This window comes from Streptococcus sp. 3109, assembly GCF_013276905.1.
Taxonomy (GTDB): Bacteria; Bacillota; Bacilli; order Lactobacillales; family Streptococcaceae; genus Streptococcus.
On the sequence record NZ_VMLY01000007.1, the window covers coordinates 22358 to 42550 of the forward strand.

Here is a 20193-nt window from a genome sequence, read left to right on the forward strand (position 1 = left end):
TTTCTTACACCATAGTGCACAGGGAAAAGGGGGGAATCAATCTGACTTAGTGCTTATTGTTTTGTAGCTTTTTTGATGGTTTCGTTAGCTTTTTCAGTGAAGGCTTTCAAAGCATCCGCTGGTTTTTCGTCACCATTTGATACAGATTGCAACATTGGGAACCAAAGTGTTCTCATTTCAGCAAATCCATCGATTGTGTTGTAGTATGGTGAGTAGTATTTAGTCCAGCTACTGATTGTTTCCATACGTTTGTCATCATAAAGTTTGCCAAATGATGTACGAACTGGGAAGGCACCTGTACGAACTACGTCTTTAGGACCCCATTCTTTGTCATCTGCGATGAATTGAACGAATTTCTTAGCAGCTGCGATTTTCTTATCGTCTTTGTTGTTAAATACTGCAAATCCGTTTACAAGGTATTCAAGAGATGGTTTACCAGAGTCTGATGGGAATGGTACTTCTACCACGTCTACCTTACTTGCTTCCAAGAGCTTCGCTTGGATACCGTTTTGAGCTGGTGCCCAAAGGATTGTGTATGAAGTTTGACCGTTGGCAAAGTTTTGGATATCTGCTCCACCGTCAAATTGTGAACCGTTGTTCAACAAACCGTCTTTAATCCAGCTAGCCGCTTTTTCAAGACCTTTGACGAATTTAGGATCGTCTGTTGTATATTTGGTTACGTCTTTGTCTGTTACAGAACCGCCATAAAGGTTTGCGATGAAGGCACGTGTTCCTTGGTCTCCCCCTTGACCAGAACTGAACAATGAACCTGGTGTATATCCTTTATCTTTAAGCGCTTTCAAAACTTTTTCAAAGTCATCAGTTGTCCAACCTTCTTTTACAAGGTTTGCAACTCCAGCATCTTCCAACATTTTCTTGTTCATAGCCATGTAGAATGGAGCTGAACTGATTGGATACATGTAAGCTTTGTCTCCAGCCTTACTTGCTTGTACGATGTTTTCGTTGTTGACATCTTTGATGAATTCGTCTGTGAAGAGGTCGTTCAACTCAGCCAATTTACCATTTTTACCGTATTGGATGATACGCCCTGGTGCGTCAAAGAGTACGTCTGGCGCTGTCCCTGCTTCGATGGCTGTTGTGATCTTTTCAGGACCTGACTTGAAGTCGATGGTTTCCAATTTCACTTTTACATCTGGATTTGCTTTTTCAAAAGCTTCGATGATTGATTTTTCATAAGTTCCAACACCGTCACCAGTTTTTTCTTGTGTGAAGACTGGGAATGCCCACCAAGTGATTTCTGTTTTTCCGCTATCGCTACCAGAATTTCCAGCATCTTTACTTCCACCAGAGTTACCACAAGCAGCAAGGCCAAGAATCGCAGCACCCGCAAGTACTGTACAAGCTAGTTTTCTAAATTTCATTTGTATTCTCCTAATTGATAAGCGTATCCATATTGGATAATGAGCAAGCTTCTATTTGTATACGTTTTCATTTTATCCGACGCATCGACCACTCTCCTCTGTTTTGAGATTGTGTTATTTAAGACCGGCAACAAAGCGTTCCGTAATCTCTTTTGGTCTAGTAATCGCTCCACCAACAACGATACCTCGCACTCCATATTCAAGGATTTGCTTAGCTTGTTCTGGTGTATGAATTTTCCCTTCTGCAATGACATCTACACCAGCATCGCAGAGTTTTTTGATGAGTTCAAAATCTGGACCGTCCACTTTTGGACTGTAGGATGTGTATCCTGACAAGGTTGTTCCGACAAAGTCAATTCCTGCTTCTACTGCTGCTAGTCCTTCTTCGAAAGTACTTGTATCAGCCATCAAGAGCTGGTTAGGATATTTCTCCTTAACCTGACGAATGAACTCTTGAATTTCCAAGCCATCGTAGCGTTCACGCTTGGTACAATCCAGAGCAATGACCTCAATATCTAGTTCAGCCAGTTCATCCACTTCTCTCATCGTAGCTGTAATGAAAGGCTCCTGTGGCGGATAGTCACGTTTGATAATCCCGATAATCGGGAGTTTCGTAACCTCCTTGATCTCCTTGATATCGCGAACACTGTTTGCTCGGATACCGACTGCTCCACCTTGCTCAGCCGCTTTGACTAGCAAGGGAATGACTCCTCCCGCTTCTGTATAAAGCGGTTCGTGAGGAAGTGCCTGGCAAGAGACAATGATTCCATCTTTGATTTGTTCAATCAAGGCTTCTTTGCTGATCTGTGGCATCCTCTTTCCTCCCTTTCTTGTTCTTATGGGCTTATTATATATTATTTGTTAAGCGCTTTCAATAGCTTGTAGTAGAATAGATTTCAGTTTCAAAAACTAGCCAAGTCAAACAGCTCCTCTAAAAGTACTTTCAGAGGAGCAAGTCGACCTATAATAGGAGAATACCAAAATTTAGTTTACAATTTCTGACAATTTTACTTTGCGATCTTCAAACATAGACTGGGTACAAGCATCTGCAGTAGCAATTGCTTCTAGGGCAGCTTCACCTGTCAATAGTTTTGCAAATTCTTCTGATACTGGAGCTCCTTGCATAATCTCATGCAGATAGCGCATTTCTTTATCAATGACAGATGATAGCCATAATGGAGTACGTTTACCTGGTTTACCATAAGCAATTGCTCCATCCATCTCTGTACTATGATAGATACGAGTACGATCATCATCTTCTTCTTGTGATTCATGAATCAAGAAATAGCTTTCTTGCCCATCTAGCTTAAGAGTTCCTTTACAGTTGAATAAGTCTAAGCGGATAGCACCTTTGGTTCCTTGGATTAGGACATAATGTTCACCCCAACGATAAGCTGAACCCCATTCTAACAAGGCAAAACGCTTATTAGAAAATTCCATATTGACAAAAATCATATCATCTTCATCACCGAAATGTTCACCTTCATGGGCCACATTTCCACCTGTCATGGTTACAGTTTCAGGCATGCCACCCATAAGGAATTGAACACAATCCAACTCATGGATGTGGTGATACAAGTGACCACCTGATTTTTCACGAATTTTTTTCCATGATACTGACGGTTGTTGTTCTTCCCAACCATTACGAGCTGTGTGACAATATAGAACGTCTCCGATGACTCCTTGATTAATGAGTTCTTTTGCATGATGGACACCATTAAAGAAGTTCATAATATGTCCTGCCATAAAGGTTACATTGTTTTCTTTGCATGCATCTACCATCTCGCGGCAATCTTGATAAGAAAGCGCAATTGGTTTTTCACAGAAAACATTTTTACCATGTTGTGCAGCCTTAATAACCGGTTCCTTATGAAGATTATTTGGAGTTGCGACGATAACACAATCTACTTCATCGCTAGAAACCAACTCATCTAGGGAGCTTGCTACTTTTGCTCCCAATTCTTCTGCAACTGCCTCTGCATTATCTGGATCATAGAGAAGAGTAATCTCTGCTCCATCATTCTTTTGCATATAGCGAGCCAACTCAGCTCCAAAATACCCTGTTCCAACAACACCGTATTTAACCATGTTTTTTCTCCTTTATTATTGAATAAACTTTCTAATTTTAACTTATACTCTTCAAAAATCTCTTCAAACCGAGTCAACGTCGCTTCATCTACAGCCTCAAAAACATGTTTTGAGCTGACTTCATCAGCTTCATCTACAACCTCAAAAACGTGTTCTGAGCTGACTTCGTCAGTTTTATTTGCAACCTCAAAGCTGTACTTTGAGCAGCCTGCGGCTAGTTTGCTCTTTGATTTTCATTGAGTATTACTTCACAGATCCTTCTGACAATCCACTTGCAATCTTATTTTGGATGACAGAGAAGAAAATGATTGATGGAAGAACTACAATAACAGACGCTGCCATCATATCTCCCCAGTCTAGTATTTCTGAACCATTAAGTGAACGAAGGGCTACTGCTACTGTCATCTTTCCTGTATTGTTAATCAAAATCAAGGCATACAGGAATTCATTCCAAGCATTGATAAATGTATAAATAGCTGTTGCTACAATACCTGGTGCTACAATCGGTAGCACAACTTTATAAAACGTAACAAATTTATTTGCACCATCAATTCGAGCTGCTTCTTCAATTCCAATTGGAACTGTTTGGAAAAATCCAACTAAGAGCCAAACTGCATATGGAACACTAAAAGATAGATAAACCATCATCAAGCCAAATAAACTATTTGTTAACCCAACTTTAGCAATGGCAATTGAATAGGGAATTGCTAACAGAATTGGTGGGAAAATGTAGGTAATGACGAGTAATCTTGACATGATTGCTCCCAATTTAGGGAAGAATCGAACAATACCATAGGCTGCCATAGCAGAAATAATAATCGCAATAACGGTTGTAGCTAAGGCAATGATTAAACTGTTTCGAATGTTATCAATAAAGTGCAAATCGTTGATAACATGAGTGAAATAATCTAATGTAAATTGTTCAGGCCAAAATCGTGTTGGATACTGAGTTAATTCCCCTTTACCCTTGACAGAAGATATGATAATCCATACCAATGGGAAAATTGCAACAATGGTCGCACCAATCAAGAGTACATGTGAGAGAACATCTAAATAAATACCGGATTTCTTCTTCATTATTTTCTACCCTCCTTTTCCCACTTACTGATGATAGCAAAGTAGATAAAGCAAATCGCCACCAAGAAGATAAAGAGCAATACTGTAACTGCTGAGGCACGACCCAATAATTTAGTTCCCCAACCTAGGTTGTAAGCAAAAATTGGGAGCGTCGTTGTAGCATTAGCTGGTCCACCACCAGTAATTAGGTAGATAATGTCAAAGTTATTAAAGATCCATACAGTTCTCAAAACAACTAGAAGTCCTACAACCACTTTAATATGTGGAAAGACGATAAACTTGAAGACTTGCCAACTTGAAGCACCATCTATCTTAGCAGCCTCAAATTGTTCTTCGGGTACTGTTTGCAAAGCTGAAAGCACATTGACCATAATCATCGGCGCTCCAAACCAAATGTTGATAAACACCAAACATAGGAATGCCCATGTACTATCTGTCAAAAATGCAGGTGTATGTTCCATTAAACCTAATTTTACGATTAGATTAGGTAAGTAGCCATAAACCCCATTTAGAATCCACTGCCAAGAAAAGGCAATAACGATTGTAGGAAATGCCCAAGGAACAATCAATAAGGTCCTATATAATTTCTTGAAGTGGCGTACTCTGTGAAGAGCTAAAGCCAATACAAACCCTACTAAAACTTGACCAACTAATGAGAAAACGGTCCACTTAATTGAATTAAAGAACGCATTAAAGAAGTTGGGATCTGATAGCACAGCTTTATAGTTAGCCAAACCAACAAATTTGTAATTGGGCATAATCAAATGCTTATTGGTAAAGCTATAAAAAATACTCGAGAAAAACGGATAAACAAAGAGTAATCCTACGATAATCATAGCTGGCAAAACAAATATCCAGCGAGTTAAATTACGTTCTTTAACCATTCTCCTTCTCCCTTCTTTTACAAGATTGGGCTAGGGCTTTTCAGCTCACTAGCCCACCTATTTTCTAGTCTTTTACACCTACTGAACAGCCTCAAATAAATCGTTTAATTGTTTTTCTGCTTCTTTTGCTGCTTTCATAGGATCTGTTCCATTTGTAATGATATCTTGGAACATTTGTTCAATAATGTGTTGGTTAGTCAACATACCAGCTTGTACACTTGGTCCATTTTCATAACCAATAGCAGTACCTTTTTTAACAGCTTCAGTAATTACTTCTTCAGCATGTTTAAATTTCTTACGAGTTTCATTTTCTTTATAGGCTGCAGAATCGCTAATCCCCTTAATAGTTGGCAACATACCTACTGGAGTTGAATCAAGGAATTTAACGTAGTCTTCTTCATTATAAAGTGATTCTAAGAATGCTTTAGCAACTTCTGGATGTTTTGAATTTTTCCAAACAACCATTGGAATGTTTGAGGTTTCAATTCCTTGGTCTTTATCAGACTCTTTGATTTTTGGAATAGGATAAGCATCAATTGAATCAATCAATTGAGGACTGTTGGCATTGATTCCTCCAATATGGAAGCCAGAGTTAAAGTCAAATGCTGTTTTTCCTTGATAGAACAAGGTAGCTTGTTGAAGGACATTAAAGTTCAAAGAATCTTGAGGTGAGATTTCTTTATACATTTTAACCCAGTATTTAATACCATCTTGAGCAAGTTGACTTGTCAAATCTGCTTTAAGATCTTTTGTCAAGAGACTTCCACCACCACTACGTACGTAGAAGTTCAAGAAACGTGTTGCCATTAAGTCATTTGTTCCGAACGGAACAGACAAGCCATAAACTCCAGCTTCTTTCAATTTTTTAGAAGCTTCATAGAGCTGGTCCCAAGTTTTAGGAACCTCAATATTATGTTCTTTTAACAAATCTGTTCTAACCCACATGACTTGTGCATGTGAATAAAGAGGAACAGAGTAGTAATCATCTCCGATTTTTGCTTCATTTAAGGCAGTTTCGTTAAATTTATCCTGTCCAATACGCTTGATAGAATCGTTTAGCGGAACCAAAGCATCTGAGTTGACCATTTCCATTACTTGGTTAGGGAGAGCTGTACTGATATCTGGCACATTCCCATTTGCTAAACCTGTAGTCCATTTAGTATAGAAGTCATTCCAAGAAAATGTTTCAATCTTGATTTTCGTTTTTGGATGCTTTTGCATGAAAGCATCTGCTGATTTTTGAATACTTTCTAAACGCGGTCCTTGAGTAAAGGAGTGCCACATTGTAATCTCACCAGATAATTCTGTCGGTGGTTCAGTACTAGTTGTAGCTTCTTTTTTTCCTGAACAAGCTACCAAGGCAACGGCTGCTAGCGCAACTCCAGCTAGACATAAAAACTTTCTCATTTTTTTCATCGTTCTTCCCTTTCTACATTAAGAAATCGCAACTTTAAAGACAACTTTTTTCACAGGTTCATCATTTATACGAACCTTGGGTTGATGTAAATCTTCTGGAAAAGTGATGAGGCATTCGCCAGCTCTCAAATGAACCAACTGTTCCACTTTCCCTGTGTATAATTCAATATCCTTCTCTTCATCATACTCTTGGGTAACGCTTACATTTTCCGGCGACGTAACAGCCATGGCTTCTTCGTTTTCCAAAACTAAATGAATATCCAAATATTTTTGGTGGGTTTCAAAGAAAGCCCCTGCTTGACCATCTGCTAGATAAGTAAAGCAATTCCCAAACAATCGATTACCATCGATAGCAATCGGACCTTCTGTTAAATTTTCTAGTCCTGTTTTTTCTAGAAAATCTATCAATGTTGCAAAATGTGGATTTACTCCCACATAAGTTCCTAAACGACTAATTTTTGTAATAATCATCTCTTCTAACCTCCTTTCTCAATCTATTTTTCCTATCCAAGTTCCCCATTCTTCTGTCTAGCATTTTCTACTAGAAGGACATAAAAACACTACACTCTCTAACCTATACTCTTTGAAAATCTCTTCAAACCACAGTCGCTTCACCTTGGATTATATAGGTCAGTCTTATCTACAACCTCAAAGCGGTGTTTTGGGCAATCTGCTACTAGCTTGCTAGTTTCTTCTTTGATTTTCATTCAGTACCTCCTCAATCTTCACAAGGAGGTCTGATTTTTCTAGCGACAAACAGAATAAATAAGTTAGTTCAATTAGCTACCTTCCTTATAGATGAAATTGATATTCATGAAGAAAGTCGCCCTTTATTTTTTGCAAAAGATACTAGTATGAATCTATTTGGGGAATTGAATTTATAAGCTGCTCACTTATACTCTTCGAAAATCAAATTCAAACTGCGTCAACGTCGCCTTGCCGTACTCAAGTACAGCCTGCGGCTAGTTTCCTAGTTTGCTCTTTGATTTTCATTGAGTATTAGTTTTTCTAAAATAATTCTAATCTATTATTCTAGCACTAGTAGACTCTTTGCCTAAATCTCCTTTCTACATCTCGTTTCACCAAGAACTTTTTAAGAGAGAAATACTCTAAATTAGTTTTGTTACCGTTTTCAATTAGAGTATACTTTTTTTTTTTAGTATTTCAAGTCTTTTTCTAATTTGGAATTTAGTTTCAAATCTTTTTAACTATAGCAACTACATTAAAAGTACTTTCAAAAATAAGTAGGTTTCTTGCAAGACCTGTTTCGAGTAGACAAGATAAGAAAACAAGAAAGCAGGTAAAAGTCAATTTTAGAAGAAAATGAAGGAAATAATCTTGTGATATAACAGTATAATATGAAAATTGAGGAAATTGATTGGCAAATTCAAACCAATTTCTAATAATGATTTAAGAATTGTAGTGTCCTAATATAGATTCAATGCACTATAAAACGCATAGTATCAAGCTTGTTCAATACCTGATACTATGCGTGTTTGTGTTTTTTAAGATTTTGTGCCTAGAGTTTTTTAATTCCAAGAATGCCATCTTAACCAGATGGTTTTCTTGTCTATTATTGCTGATCTTACAACAACGCCTCAAACTCAGATACTGACATACCCAACTGCTGACTGGCAACCTCGGAAGTCAGAAGTCCTTGGCGAACCATATCCAGAAAGGCAAAAAGTTTTCCACGTTCAAGTCCTTCTGCCCGACCTCTCTCCAACCCTTTTTCTTCAGCTTGTTCCAAGGCATAGTCCTGTGCTAACAAGGCTTGTTCTTCTCGCATACGTAGTTGACTAAACATTTTCCTGTCCTCCTCGGACCAGCTCTTGTAGTCCAGCAGTTGATCTGCTTGGCTGATGGCTCGCTCGGGGCGCTGGGTAAAGGGTTTGTTCCCAAAAAACTCCAACCACGGTTTGCGAATGCTATCTTTGCTGGTTTCTCTGTATTTTTTTAATTCCAAGAATGCCATCTTGACTAGATGGTTTGCTTGACCGTTATTTGTGATGGTTAAGACCTCACCTGTCGTATCCTCGCGCATGCTAAAGCTATGAAAAGCTAAGTCATCTTGAAAATAATTACTGTCCACGATAGCGATAGCGTATACTGGTGCGATATGCTTGTAACTCTGGTGGGTATCACCTTCTCGTTGACGAATTTTTTCGAGATTTTGATTGACCTGACTACACAAGTAAGCCCACAGGCGATTGATGAAAAAATTCTGATGATGTACCTGAATCTCAATAATAACTTGTGTCCCATTGTCTAACTCTGCCAAGACGTCTATACTGGTATAGAAATCCTGTGCCGAGTAGGGTAGGGAAGGCAAAACGTGAATATTGCTTCCCTCTAAAATGGTTACATTTTTGGCTGGCAAGTCCAGCATATCGCGAATAAATTGACAAGTGATTTCTGGGTTGCTGAAAATTTTCTTAGCAACCAAGTCATTGGTCGGGCTAATGCCCGGATGTCTTAGAATCATCCTTTTCCTCCTTCTATTATACCATAGTTTTAAATCTAATTTTGCTAGATTCTATGGTTCTATCTATTTATTCGGAAAAGAAGTGAGAAAGTTAAAAACTATTGACCCTAATCACTTGCAAAGAGATATATCTTGCTCATATTATTTATTAAAGACTCTATTTTACAAAAAAGATTACAAAATCAACCGTTTTAGAGAACTCTTACCACTTCCTAGACTATGAATTCTAGTGTTTTTATACTCCTAGCTTTCTCGTCAATATGCCATAAAGCAAGTTCAGTTGATCCATTCCCCGTACTCGTTCACTCTATAGCCGTCTGGTGTTAGCGATACGAAATTTTCCTAAACCTTTTAAATATAAAAACATCTTTTTCCTCACTTTAGTTTCTAATACTTATTTATCCAGATATAATAGCTTACAATCTTTTAAAATCTTCAAATAAGTTATGATTGATCCATACTCTTCAAACTAGGTCAGCCTTGCCGTGTATATGTTACTGACTTCGTNNTTGAGCTGACTTCGTCAGTTATATCTGCAACCTCAAAACGGTGTTTTGAGCAGGCTACGGCTAACTTCCTAATTTGCTCTTTGATTTTTTGAGTATAAGGACATATTGGATTCTATGTGCTGTATTGTCAACAATACACTCTTCTTGTATATCTACCAATATGATTTACAGAATTTTATTTTACTATAACTTTACCTATATTCCAAGACAAGAAATAAAATAATTAAAAACAAAAACGCATATAACCAATAGCTAGCTATATGCATTTTAACACTTAAAGTGAACTGTTAAGTTGCGACTATTAGTATCCAGTCAGAAATATACAGTTTATTTACGACTAGCAAGTCATTTACCCGGCAATAGGAGCTCATCTAAATTGATTTTTTCTTAGAGTAGAAATTTCTACTAAAACTATCTAAATAAACTTTTAATCTCTATGACGGACAAAACGTGTCTCAGTTATTCATCAACATCCAAGGTTCTAGTAGTTGACCCACTCCCCATTGGAGTTAACTTGATAACCATCTACTATAGTATTAACCGCTAATCTTCCGCTTTCATTAACATAGTACCATTTGTCTCCAACTTGGAACCATTGATTTACCTTCATTGCACCAGATGATTCCTGATAGTACCAATGGTCTCCATCTTTTATCCAACCAGTTGCCATTGAACCATTAGCATTGAGATAGTACCACACACCACTGGATTCAACCCAGCCAGTAGACATTGCTCCGCTCTCACTCAAATAATACCATTGGTTACCATCTCTGACCCAACCAGTTGCCATCGCACCAGTAGAACTCAAGTAGTACCATTTACCCGCTTCCTGATGCCAGCCTTTCACCACTTCACCAGCAGATGTATAAAAATACCACGCACCATTTTCTTGCTTCCAACCAGTCGTTATTGGAACTTTAGTCTCAGTTTTAATAACATCTCCTACATAAGATTGGAGGTAACGAGGAGCAAGAGAAGTAAGAGGAGAGTTTGCTACTATTCTGTCTGAAGGCTCCATAGACACTTGATTCTTCTCTGACTTCCTTTCTGTCATCTCCTCAGATACATTTTCTCTTACTGTATTCATGGTATCGACAGGATTTTCTTTCGCATCTTCAGGAATTCTACTACCAGCTAGTGTAACTGGTAAGTCATGCATACTGTCAATTCTACCGACCAGTAGACCTGTAATTTCTTGACCTGCATCTTCTTTATTAAAGGTGAAAAGTAGAGTTTTTTGATCTGCTTGTGTCAAAAAGGTAGCTTTGTGTCCATTCGCTAAAGTCAAAGTCGGAATAGAATTCACTAGTACCTCAGAATCAAATTGCATAGCTAAGATGCCTTGTTCTGCATCCTCTTCTTCTGTTTCCAATTTACGAACTTCCCTGATAGTTACACTTGTTGGATATACCGGATCTTTTGTTAAAAATTCCCAGTTAAATTTTCTAAATGATAGGGTATAGGCATTTTGTCCTTTTTCAGTATGTTCATACAAGATACCATACTCACCGTTTCCTAATTCTTGAAGCGAATTATAGGCAAACTCTCCTTTTTGAATTGGTCTATGATGTAACCAAGTCAAGTCTCCGTTGTCCTCTACACGAGCCAAATGAGCCATTCCATTCGTCCGTTTAGGTCCTCCTGAATTGGTTAAAATGATGTATTCTTTTCCTTCGTGCATGGTGTGAATAGCAGCCATTTGGACATAAACATCTTTAACCTGATTGTATCTCTTGATTTCCTTGTCCCAAGTTTGCCCACCATCTTTACTTGTGGCAACCTGTAAATAACCCGTTAATCCTCTCATAAAGAGTTTCACATCACCATTATTTAACTGTACAGCAACTGACTCTGTATTTTGGGCAGGACTATTATTCATAGTTGAGGAATGAATTTTCCTTCTGCCTACTGTCCTATCATCATTAACAGCAGCTCCAGCCTGCCATGTTTCTCCATGGTCATCTGAATAAATCAAACGAGAAGACTGAGATCCGCTTAGATGGGAGATAGCGTTGGTGGTATAAGTAGGAACTAGGATACGACCCTTGTGCTCTCCTGTTCTAAGCACAATTCCTGTACCTGGACCTGTTCCTAAAAATTTCATCCAATCTTGGCGAATTGATGGTGTAATATCTCTTGGTTTCGACCAAGTTTTCCCATCATCATCACTATAGGAAAGCCACAAATAGCTCGTATAGGCTACACGAAATGGATTTTTAGCAGATGGAGCAAAGTAGATATTCCCAAGAAGCTCTTCTCCTTTATAGAGGTCACCCTTATCTCTGTAGGCTTCTTCTTTTGGATCCACTACAACGCGATAATCTGTTTTTTGATTATTTGCATCATATACTTCTCCGTTTTCTCGAACAGTATATGCTTGATTTTCCCCTTGTTTATATAGTAATTGATAGTGCTTGTCTCCAACTTGTTGATAAGCTTTTTGAGGTTTGTTTGGCATTCCAAAGACAGCTCGACCCTCTGGAAACATATCGTAGATTGAAAAAATTCTCTTTGTGGTATGATCTTGAACCAAGACCATATCGATATTAAGTGGAGATGGTGCCTGCGGATCTTTTGCTTCTGGATTGTCTCGCAGGTTGGTCAAGGTTAAGGTTGGCTGCCAAGTAGTTCCCCCATCCTCACTTCTCCTAACGACCATAGCAATATCTCCCCAATCAGAATGGTGGAGACGACGCTGATCTGCTCCTGCTAGTAATGTTCCTTTATCCGTACGTAGCAAAGCTGGAATCCGATAACTCTTAATTCCTTCACTATTTGGCTTATCATTGACACCACTCATAAACAACTCTTGCTTTTCTGTCAAGACAGCTCCTTCAGGAAGTGATGGTTCAATATCTGTTACATCAAATAACTGGCTACGTTTTTTGACTTCCTCTGGAGTTAGAGCACGATTGTATACAGTCAGATTACGAATAGACAGATCTGAGCCCCACTTCAGTTCTCCTGCTCTATTAGTTGCACCTAACTGGAGTTTATCCACATCTGGCATGTCTGCCAGGAATTTCCCTGACTTTTTATTCGTACGAGATAATACACCATTCACATAAAGACGAACCTGACCATTTGGACTATCCTTTCTTGGTCTTTCAACAGTAAAAGTAACCGAATTATACTTGCCTGGTCTAATCTTCAAAGGCGCATCTGTATAACTTCCATAAAATTGGCTACCATCAGCTCCACGTCCCTCTATCAAAGCTGTCCCATTATTGATTGCCATTGTAAAGTACTCATTTACTTTAGTTGTACTGGAAGCAGAAAAGAGATTGTAAAAACTAGGACCATCAGCAGCCGGTTTGAACTCCACATGAACAGTTGCATTTTGGAGTCCCTTTACTTTCTCTAATTCATCAGACAAGTCTACTCTTTTTCCATTTGAATCATTCGTCTCTAAGTCATCTTTTTCTATCACTGTTTCGACATTTTCCAAATCTCGTGCATAGTAATCTCTTGGAATTTTTTCTTCTTGCTTATCTTCCCTTTCTTGTTCTTGCTCATTGCCAGAAAGTTCAGTCTCTGAAACAGACTCTACATGCTCTGCAGGAAGAGTTATATTTTCTCCTTCCTCAGAAGGCTGGCTCTTTTCTGTATCAGTTAGGGTTGAGCTCCCCCCCCCCCCCCCCCGAAAGTTGAGTTTCATTTGCCAGAGGTTGCTCACTCGCCCCTTCTTGAGCTAAAACAGGAGACGTTCCAAACACCACTGCTCCCACAATCATAGAAACCGCTCCTACCGATAGTTTCCTAATGCTATAACGACACTTACGTTCTTGAACATTCCGATTCATACTGTTCCTCTCTATATCTATATCCCGATTTCTGAAATAAGACATTTACTCCAGAAAATGCACTTAGTTTGTCTTTTCTTAACTTTCTTTTACTACAGTTCATTTAAATGACAAAAATGAACTAAACAAACTATCTCAAATTGGTGCCAAATTTCCCCTCTCCTTTCTCCAATCAGACTCCTGCCAATCTAGTTTATCTACCAGGACACCGCTGCAATTAAACTAAAATATCTCTTTATAAGCAAATGATGGACATCAGCTTATGCTATTTACACCATACTTCCTGCTCAATCCTTATCGAACACTTTTTCAAATAGCTTTTCATAAGCATAAATACTTGTAGAAATAATGGGAAATATAATCAAGCTCACAATCAGAATCTTATCCAGCTTAAAGGGGACAATCCCAAATAAGTGAAGAAATAAATCAATCAGAAAACTGTCGAAAAAAACTGTCAAAAGTAGTTCAATTTGTCTTTTTCTCTGCTTTTTTGTCTTGAATGCCTTAAATATCATATTATTCCCCTTTTCTAAGCTTCAATCCCTTCTCTCTATCTGTCATTTCGCATAGCTGCTACTATTTTTACAGCAATCTATCTTTAAATATACATAAAGATAAGATTCTATCACTTTTTATAAGTGTTAGCAAATTTATTATACCTCATTTTTAAAACGCTTTCAATACAGTGTGATATAATAGATTTTAGTTTCAAGAAACTCTTTTATATAATAATCTCCTTAAAAGTAGTTTCAGCTGAACATTTATAGTCCATAAAAAGAAAACAGAGATTCATCTGTTTTTATACTCAATGAAAATCAAAGACCAAGCTAGGAAGCTAGCCGCAGGTTGCTCAANNACGAAGTCAGCTCAAAACACGTTTTTGAGGTTGTAGATGAAGCTGACGAAGTCAGCTCAAAACACGTTTTTGAGGTTGTAGATGAAGCTGACGAAGTCAGTAACCATACGCACAGCGAGGCGAAGCTGACGTGGTTTGAAGAGATTTTCTAAGAGTATGAATTTCAAAGTATATATGAACTAGAATATTTGCTGACTAGACTCTATACAAAAAGAGAGCTACTAGGCTCTCTCATTCATCACTTCACATACTTAAAAGGAATTTCACTACCACAAAGCCAGTTGTAGACTTGGTCATTGACAAATACATTCATGGCTTCGTGGGCATACTCAGGCATGATGCGATAGGCTTTATCGCAGGTCAGACGGTTGTAAATCGCAAACTGGGTAATAGGATAGCAAACATCATCGTCCAAGCCCGTAATCATCTTAACCTCACCCTTGATACGATGGGCAAGATTTTTCACATCGATATAGGCCAGGGTCGCCATGATTTCCTCCTCTGTTTCATGGAAGGGGTCGTGAAACTTGAAATAACGGAAAAGTTCGTCGTAAGCTTCGCTAGTATTACCAATCTCAAGCACTCGTCTGAAGTCTGACAAGAAGGGATAGATGGCAACTGTTTTCTGAATTCGAGGATTGAGCGCTGCTGCAACCAAGGCCAAAGCCCCTCCTTGTGAGGCACCATAGCTAGAAAGACGCTTCTCATCAACCTGAGACAGACTAGCAACAATTTCGACCAACTGGTAAATATCCAGATAAACATCCTTATAAAAGAGGTGATCCCGACCTTCCACAGCACCACGGATGATATGCCCCTTAACCGTATTTCCTAGAGGAGAACGCAAGCCGTCTTGTGAGTAACCTGACTGACCTCGAACATCCATGGAAACAACACCGTAACCAGCCACGGTGAAGGCTAGCATGTCGGCCCAGTCCCAGCCACGTCCCATATAACCATGGAAATGGAAGATTAGCGGAACCTTCTTCTCACTCTTTGGAAGAACGACGCGTGCATAGACCTTGCCTTCCTTGCTTCCTTCAAATGTTAACTCATAGCACTTGACTTGAGGAATGTGGAAATCTCTTTCCTCCAAGTGGTAGTATGGAAGAGTTGAGACTTTTTTCACTTCCTCATCCCAGAAAGCATCAAAGTCCTCTGGAACCTCATCCCTTCCTAGATAAGTCTTCATTTCTTCTAACAAAGTTGGATTTTTCATAGCATGCTCCTTTTATTTTGTAATCGCTACCACAACTGTAGCATATCTATGTAATCAATGCAAGAAAGAAGGGTAAATAGAAAGTGCATTTAGCTTTTCCTCCTTCAAGCCTATTGACTGAAAGTAGTTTTAGAAACGAAAAAAGAGCAGTTCCGCTCTTCTTCTCCTATTCAAGCTTATTTTGTTGCTTCTTTCTTTTGAAAAGTGCTTGGGTAATTTACTTTAATCGTTACTGTCATGTGAGAGTCCTCGCTTCTTTTTGATGACTCTAGTATAAGGGCCAAACCTGAAAGCTAGCTTAAGATTTCCTTAGAGAAAGCTTAATCTAAATGTTCTTTCTTTTCCAGATGAAGGGCAATCATGCGCCACTCCGGATCCTCTTGCCAAGCTTCTGTGTACATAGTATGGCTAACGAAAAAAGAGCAGTTACTCTCTTCTTCCTTTATTCAATCTTAGTTTGTTGCTTCTTTCTTTTGGAAAGTAGTTTGGTAATTTACTTTAATCGTTACGGTCATGTGAGAGTCCTCGTTTCTTTTTGATGACTCTAGTATAAGGGGCAAACCTGAAAGCTAGCTTAAGTTTTCCTTAGAGAAAGCTTAAGCTAGGTGTTCTTTCTTCTTCAGATGAAGGGCAATCATGCGCCATTCTGGATCTTCTTGCCAAGCTTCTGTGTAACGAAAAAAGAGCATTTCGCTCTTTCTTCTTCTATTCAATCTTAGTTTGTTGCTTCTTTCTTTTGGAAAGTGGTTTGGTAATTTACTTTAATCGTTACTGTCATATGAGAGTCCTCGTTTCTTTTTGATGACTCTAGTATAAGGGCCAAACCTGAAAGCTAGCTTAAGATTTCCTTATAGAAAGCTTATACTCAATGAAAATCAAAGAGCAAACTAGGAAACTAGCCGCAGGCTGTACTTGAGTACGGCAAGGCGAAGTTAACGTGGTTTGAATTTGATTTTCGAAGAGTATTAATCTAAATGTTCTTTCTTTTCCAAATGAAGGGCGATCATGCGCCACTCTGGATCCTCTTGCCAACCTTCTATCGAACTAATATAGCTAGCCACTTTTCTGGCTTCTTCTAAAATCGGAAAATCTTCGATAATATCAGCCACTTGAAATTCTGGAAGTCCTGACTGTCTGGTTCCAAAAATCTCACCCGAACCCCGCATTTTTAAATCTTCCTCAGCAAGAACAAAACCATTGGTGGTTTCTGTCATGATGCGCATACGGTCTTTCCCAGAGTCCGTCTTGGGATTGGCAACAAGAACTGCATAGGACTGCTTATCTCCCCGACCAACACGACCTCTGAGCTGGTGAAGCTGGCTGAGACCGAAGCGATCGGCATCCATGATAATCATGACGGTCGCATTGGGAACATTGACCCCGACCTCGATAACCGTCGTCGAAACCAGAATATCAGTTTTTCTCTCTTTGAACTCCTGCATAATCTGGTCTTTTTCATCACTCTTCATCTTACCATGTAGAAGAGCAACCTCTGCCTTACCTGCAAAATGAGCCGTCAACTCTTCTGATAAGGCAATGGCATTTTTCAGATCCAGAGCTTCTGATTCTTCAATCAAGGGAGAGATGACATAGACTTGGGAACCTTTTTGAATTTCCCCCTCTAACCAAGTCAAGACCTGAGGTAGTTGCTCATGCTTGATCCAGCGTGTCACAATAGGCTTACGCCCTGCTGGCATCTGGTCGATAATGGAAACATCCATATCGCCAAAGGCTGTGATAGCCAGCGTCCGTGGAATAGGAGTCGCTGTCATCATGAGAACATCTGGATTGTCCCCTTTTTCCCTTAAAATCCGCCTTTGTCCCACACCAAAACGGTGTTGCTCATCGATGATAATCAAGCCCAAACGAGCATACTCCACCCCATCCTGTATCAGAGCATGAGTTCCTATAATCAAATCAGCCTCACCCTTGGCAATGGTCTCTAAAACTTCTCTCTTTTCTGCAGCTTTTAAGGAACCTGTCAAGAGAGCCAGTTTCAAGTCGGGAAAAAGGTTCTGTAAACTCTCAAAATGTTGCTCTGCGAGGATTTCTGTTGGTACCATTAGGGCAGCCTGATAACCAGCTGTCACTGCCGCAAACATGGCCAAGCCAGCAACCACAGTTTTTCCACTCCCCACATCCCCTTGTAAGAGACGATTCATGTGGTGGTCCGACTTCATGTCGGCCAAAATTTCCTGCAAACTCTTTTCTTGAGCTTGAGTCAAGGCAAAAGGCAAGCTTTCTTTGACAGCTATCACCTTTTCCTGAGACCAATCCAGAACCAGACCGCTTCCCTGAACTCTATTTTCAGACTTGAGCGTCTGCAACTGCATTTGGAAATAAAAGAGTTCCTCAAACTTGATACGGCGAAGGGCCTGCTTGTATTCTGCCAAATTCTTGGGAAAATGCATAGCATGAACGGCCTGACAACGGGACATGAGTTTATATTTGTCCAGCAAAGACTGGGGAAGATTTTCCTCAATCAAGAGGTCCAGTCCCTGATCAAAAGCCGTCTTGATGACCTTGATCAGACTGGCCTGACTGATTCCCTGAGCCAAGCGATAAACAGGCTGGAGGTCATCTTCCACCTGAGCCAGGACCTTCATCCCAGTCAAACTAGCCTTGGCACGGTCCCATTTTCCAAAGACAGCAAGGGTTGCTCCCAACTCTATCTTATCAGCTAGATAAGGCTGGTTAAAGAAATTCACCGCAAAAACGACTTCTCCCTGCTTGAGGCTAAAACGCAGGCGATTGCGCTTGAAACCATAATACTGGACACTAGCAGGAGTCACGACTTGACCAGAAAGAACCGCCTTCTCACCGTCTTCTAGCTCCAGCACCTGCTTGGTTTTGAAGTCTTCATAACGGAAAGGAAAGTAGAGCAAGAGGTCTTGCAAGTTTTCAATTCCTAGTTTGGCGTATTTTTCTGCTGACTTTGGTCCCACACCAGGTAAGACATGCAAGGGTTGATGTAGATTCATGCTCCACTCCTTTCTTTTCTAATAATATTCTCTCGGAATGCGGTCGCTGAGAAGACAAACCACCTCATAGTTAATGCTTCCACGGTAGACTGCTACCTGAGTCGCTGTGATTTCCTTATCTCCGTCGGAGCCAATCAAGGTTACCTTTGTTCCTAAGGGATAAAGCTTAGGCAGACGAATGGTGATTTGGTCCATCGAAACCCTGCCGACGATTGGGCAAGTTTGGCCATCTACCAAGACAGAAAAATTCTGCATGTCACGTGTCCAACCATCCGCATAGCCAATCGGCACGGTCGCGATGACTTGCTCGCTGTCCGCCTGATAGGTGGCTCCATAGCCCATGCAAGCTCCAGCTGAAACTGTCTTGACATGAACCAGGGCAGATTCCAAGGTCAAGGCTGGTTTCAAGTCATAAGGTAAGTCCAAAACCTCTCCGCTAGGGTTAAGACCATACATAGCATCTCCCATACGGACCGCATTGAAAATAGTCTCTGCATGCCAAAGGGTCGTTGCAGAATTGCTAGCATGAACCAAGTCTGGAAGACCTTTCATACTAGCTAAAATAGTTTTAAACCGTTCTAACTGGGCATTAAAGTAGTCATCTGATTTCTCGTCTGCAGTAGCAAAGTGGGTAAAAATCCCTTCAACACGAGCACCATGTTGTTGGAGCAAATCTTGAGCCTGCTCGGCTTCACTAGCCTCTCGAAAACCAATCCGTCCCATTCCTGAGTCAATCTTGAGGTGAACTGTCAATCCAGTTAGGTCTTCTTCCTTATCTAAGAGTGCTTGAATCCACTCCAGTCCAGCCACAGTCAAGGTGATGTCATATTCTTTAGCTAGAGCAACAACTTCTAGCTCAGAAACTCCTAAAATGAGGATTGGCTTGCTGAGTCCAGCTTGTCTGAGTTCAACGGCTTCATCAATATTGGAAACGCAAAAACCGTCTACATCTTCTTGGATTGCCTTGGCAACAGCTACTGCCCCATGCCCATAGGCATTGGCTTTGACCACTGCCCACTTGAGTGTCCCCTCAGGGATATGAGCCCCCATTTGCTGAATATTGTGTCGAATAGCTCCCAGATGAATCAGAGCCTTGGTTGGTCTATGTGGACTAGCTTTCATGATTTTCCTCCAAAATGACACTGGCTGTCACAAACTGATCTGTATGGCTGATAGAAAGCCAAATCTTTCCTGAAAATGGTGCCTGACTAAAATAAGGTGCCCCGCGTTCATTATTCAAGACTTCCAAATCCTGAAAACCAAGCTTGCCAATGCCCGTCCCCAGAGCCTTGGAAAAGGCCTCCTTAGCCGACCAGCGACCAGCCAAATATTCAATCTGCCTGCGCCCTTTAAGACTGTTAAACCGTTCCATTTCCTTAGCGGTCAGCACGCGCTTAGCAAATCCTTCATGTCGTGTAACTGCACTTTCTATCGAAGCCAATTCTTCGATGTCAATTCCGTGTCCAACTATCATTCTCATCAAAAGGAGTTGA

15 protein-coding genes are annotated in these 20193 nt (G+C 39.9%); all 15 read right to left on the reverse strand.

The window, feature by feature from the left end:
* Positions 1–53: 53 nt before the first annotated feature.
* Positions 54–1382, reverse strand: coding sequence for an ABC transporter substrate-binding protein (locus HT698_RS04415; RefSeq protein ID WP_033584399.1), 1329 nt, complete (start codon positions 1380–1382; stop codon positions 54–56).
* 114 nt (positions 1383–1496) lie between these two features.
* Complete coding sequence (locus HT698_RS04420) at positions 1497–2195, reverse strand: N-acetylmannosamine-6-phosphate 2-epimerase (RefSeq protein WP_173218881.1); 699 nt, start codon at positions 2193–2195, stop codon at positions 1497–1499.
* 171 nt (positions 2196–2366) lie between these two features.
* On the reverse strand, positions 2367–3470 hold the full coding sequence (locus HT698_RS04425; RefSeq protein ID WP_050261684.1) for a Gfo/Idh/MocA family oxidoreductase: 1104 nt from the start codon (positions 3468–3470) through the stop codon (positions 2367–2369).
* Positions 3471–3713: 243 nt separating this feature from the next.
* Positions 3714–4547: a carbohydrate ABC transporter permease gene (locus HT698_RS04430; protein ID WP_173218883.1), complete on the reverse strand. Its 834-nt coding sequence runs from the start codon at positions 4545–4547 to the stop codon at positions 3714–3716.
* Positions 4547–5431, reverse strand: coding sequence for an ABC transporter permease subunit (locus HT698_RS04435; protein ID WP_000237988.1), 885 nt, complete (start codon positions 5429–5431; stop codon positions 4547–4549). Before HT698_RS04435 ends, HT698_RS04430 begins: the two co-directional genes overlap by 1 nt.
* Positions 5432–5509: 78 nt before the next feature.
* Positions 5510–6847, reverse strand: coding sequence for a sugar ABC transporter substrate-binding protein (locus tag HT698_RS04440; protein ID WP_000738775.1), 1338 nt, complete (start codon positions 6845–6847; stop codon positions 5510–5512).
* An 18-nt stretch (positions 6848–6865) separates the two neighbouring features.
* A complete protein-coding gene (locus tag HT698_RS04445) occupies positions 6866–7318 on the reverse strand; it encodes a YhcH/YjgK/YiaL family protein (RefSeq protein WP_000587459.1) in 453 nt (150 codons plus the stop codon).
* A 1114-nt stretch (positions 7319–8432) separates the two neighbouring features.
* Positions 8433–9332 (reverse strand): Rpn family recombination-promoting nuclease/putative transposase, encoded by a 900-nt coding sequence (locus HT698_RS04450; protein ID WP_173218885.1) that lies wholly within the window; start codon positions 9330–9332, stop codon positions 8433–8435.
* Positions 9333–10322: 990 nt separating this feature from the next.
* Positions 10323–13499 (reverse strand): sialidase family protein, encoded by a 3177-nt coding sequence (locus HT698_RS04455; protein ID WP_173218887.1) that lies wholly within the window; start codon positions 13497–13499, stop codon positions 10323–10325.
* Entirely contained in the window at positions 13450–13689 is a 240-nt protein-coding gene (locus tag HT698_RS04460) for a YSIRK-type signal peptide-containing protein (RefSeq protein ID WP_345890317.1), read from the reverse strand. The genes HT698_RS04455 and HT698_RS04460 overlap by 50 nt, the downstream gene beginning before the upstream one ends.
* A 242-nt stretch (positions 13690–13931) precedes the next feature.
* Positions 13932–14159: a hypothetical protein gene (locus tag HT698_RS04465; RefSeq protein WP_000576348.1), complete on the reverse strand. Its 228-nt coding sequence runs from the start codon at positions 14157–14159 to the stop codon at positions 13932–13934.
* Between the two features lie 579 nt (positions 14160–14738).
* Entirely contained in the window at positions 14739–15719 is a 981-nt protein-coding gene (locus HT698_RS04470) for an acetylxylan esterase (protein ID WP_173219755.1), read from the reverse strand.
* A 965-nt stretch (positions 15720–16684) separates the two neighbouring features.
* A complete protein-coding gene (gene recG, locus HT698_RS04475) occupies positions 16685–18700 on the reverse strand; it encodes an ATP-dependent DNA helicase RecG (protein ID WP_173219752.1) in 2016 nt (671 codons plus the stop codon).
* A gap of 18 nt (positions 18701–18718) precedes the next feature.
* Positions 18719–19822 (reverse strand): alanine racemase, encoded by a 1104-nt coding sequence (alr, locus tag HT698_RS04480; RefSeq protein ID WP_173219749.1) that lies wholly within the window; start codon positions 19820–19822, stop codon positions 18719–18721.
* On the reverse strand, positions 19812–20174 hold the full coding sequence (acpS, locus tag HT698_RS04485; RefSeq protein WP_240147144.1) for a holo-ACP synthase: 363 nt from the start codon (positions 20172–20174) through the stop codon (positions 19812–19814). The genes alr and acpS overlap by 11 nt, the downstream gene beginning before the upstream one ends.
* Between the last annotated feature and the right edge of the window lie 19 nt (positions 20175–20193).

Excerpts from the sequence above, each read along its gene's own strand:
- HT698_RS04415 (WP_033584399.1), bottom strand. The coding sequence starts at position 1,382 with ATGAAATTTAGAAAACTAGCTTGTACAGTACTTGCGGGTGCTGCGATT.
- HT698_RS04420 (WP_173218881.1), bottom strand. The coding sequence starts at position 2,195 with ATGCCACAGATCAGCAAAGAAGCCTTGATTGAACAAATCAAAGATGGA.
- HT698_RS04425 (WP_050261684.1), bottom strand. The coding sequence starts at position 3,470 with ATGGTTAAATACGGTGTTGTTGGAACAGGGTATTTTGGAGCTGAGTTG.
- HT698_RS04430 (WP_173218883.1), bottom strand. The coding sequence starts at position 4,547 with ATGAAGAAGAAATCCGGTATTTATTTAGATGTTCTCTCACATGTACTC.
- HT698_RS04435 (WP_000237988.1), bottom strand. The coding sequence starts at position 5,431 with ATGGTTAAAGAACGTAATTTAACTCGCTGGATATTTGTTTTGCCAGCT.
- HT698_RS04440 (WP_000738775.1), bottom strand. The coding sequence starts at position 6,847 with ATGAAAAAAATGAGAAAGTTTTTATGTCTAGCTGGAGTTGCGCTAGCA.
- HT698_RS04445 (WP_000587459.1), bottom strand. The coding sequence starts at position 7,318 with ATGATTATTACAAAAATTAGTCGTTTAGGAACTTATGTGGGAGTAAAT.
- HT698_RS04450 (WP_173218885.1), bottom strand. The coding sequence starts at position 9,332 with ATGATTCTAAGACATCCGGGCATTAGCCCGACCAATGACTTGGTTGCT.
- HT698_RS04455 (WP_173218887.1), bottom strand. The coding sequence starts at position 13,499 with ATGAAACTCAACTTTCGGGGGGGGGGGGGGGGGAGCTCAACCCTAACT.
- HT698_RS04460 (WP_345890317.1), bottom strand. The coding sequence starts at position 13,689 with ATGTCTTATTTCAGAAATCGGGATATAGATATAGAGAGGAACAGTATG.
- HT698_RS04465 (WP_000576348.1), bottom strand. The coding sequence starts at position 14,159 with ATGATATTTAAGGCATTCAAGACAAAAAAGCAGAGAAAAAGACAAATT.
- HT698_RS04470 (WP_173219755.1), bottom strand. The coding sequence starts at position 15,719 with ATGAAAAATCCAACTTTGTTAGAAGAAATGAAGACTTATCTAGGAAGG.
- recG (WP_173219752.1), bottom strand. The coding sequence starts at position 18,700 with ATGAATCTACATCAACCCTTGCATGTCTTACCTGGTGTGGGACCAAAG.
- alr (WP_173219749.1), bottom strand. The coding sequence starts at position 19,822 with ATGAAAGCTAGTCCACATAGACCAACCAAGGCTCTGATTCATCTGGGA.
- acpS (WP_240147144.1), bottom strand. The coding sequence starts at position 20,174 with ATGATAGTTGGACACGGAATTGACATCGAAGAATTGGCTTCGATAGAA.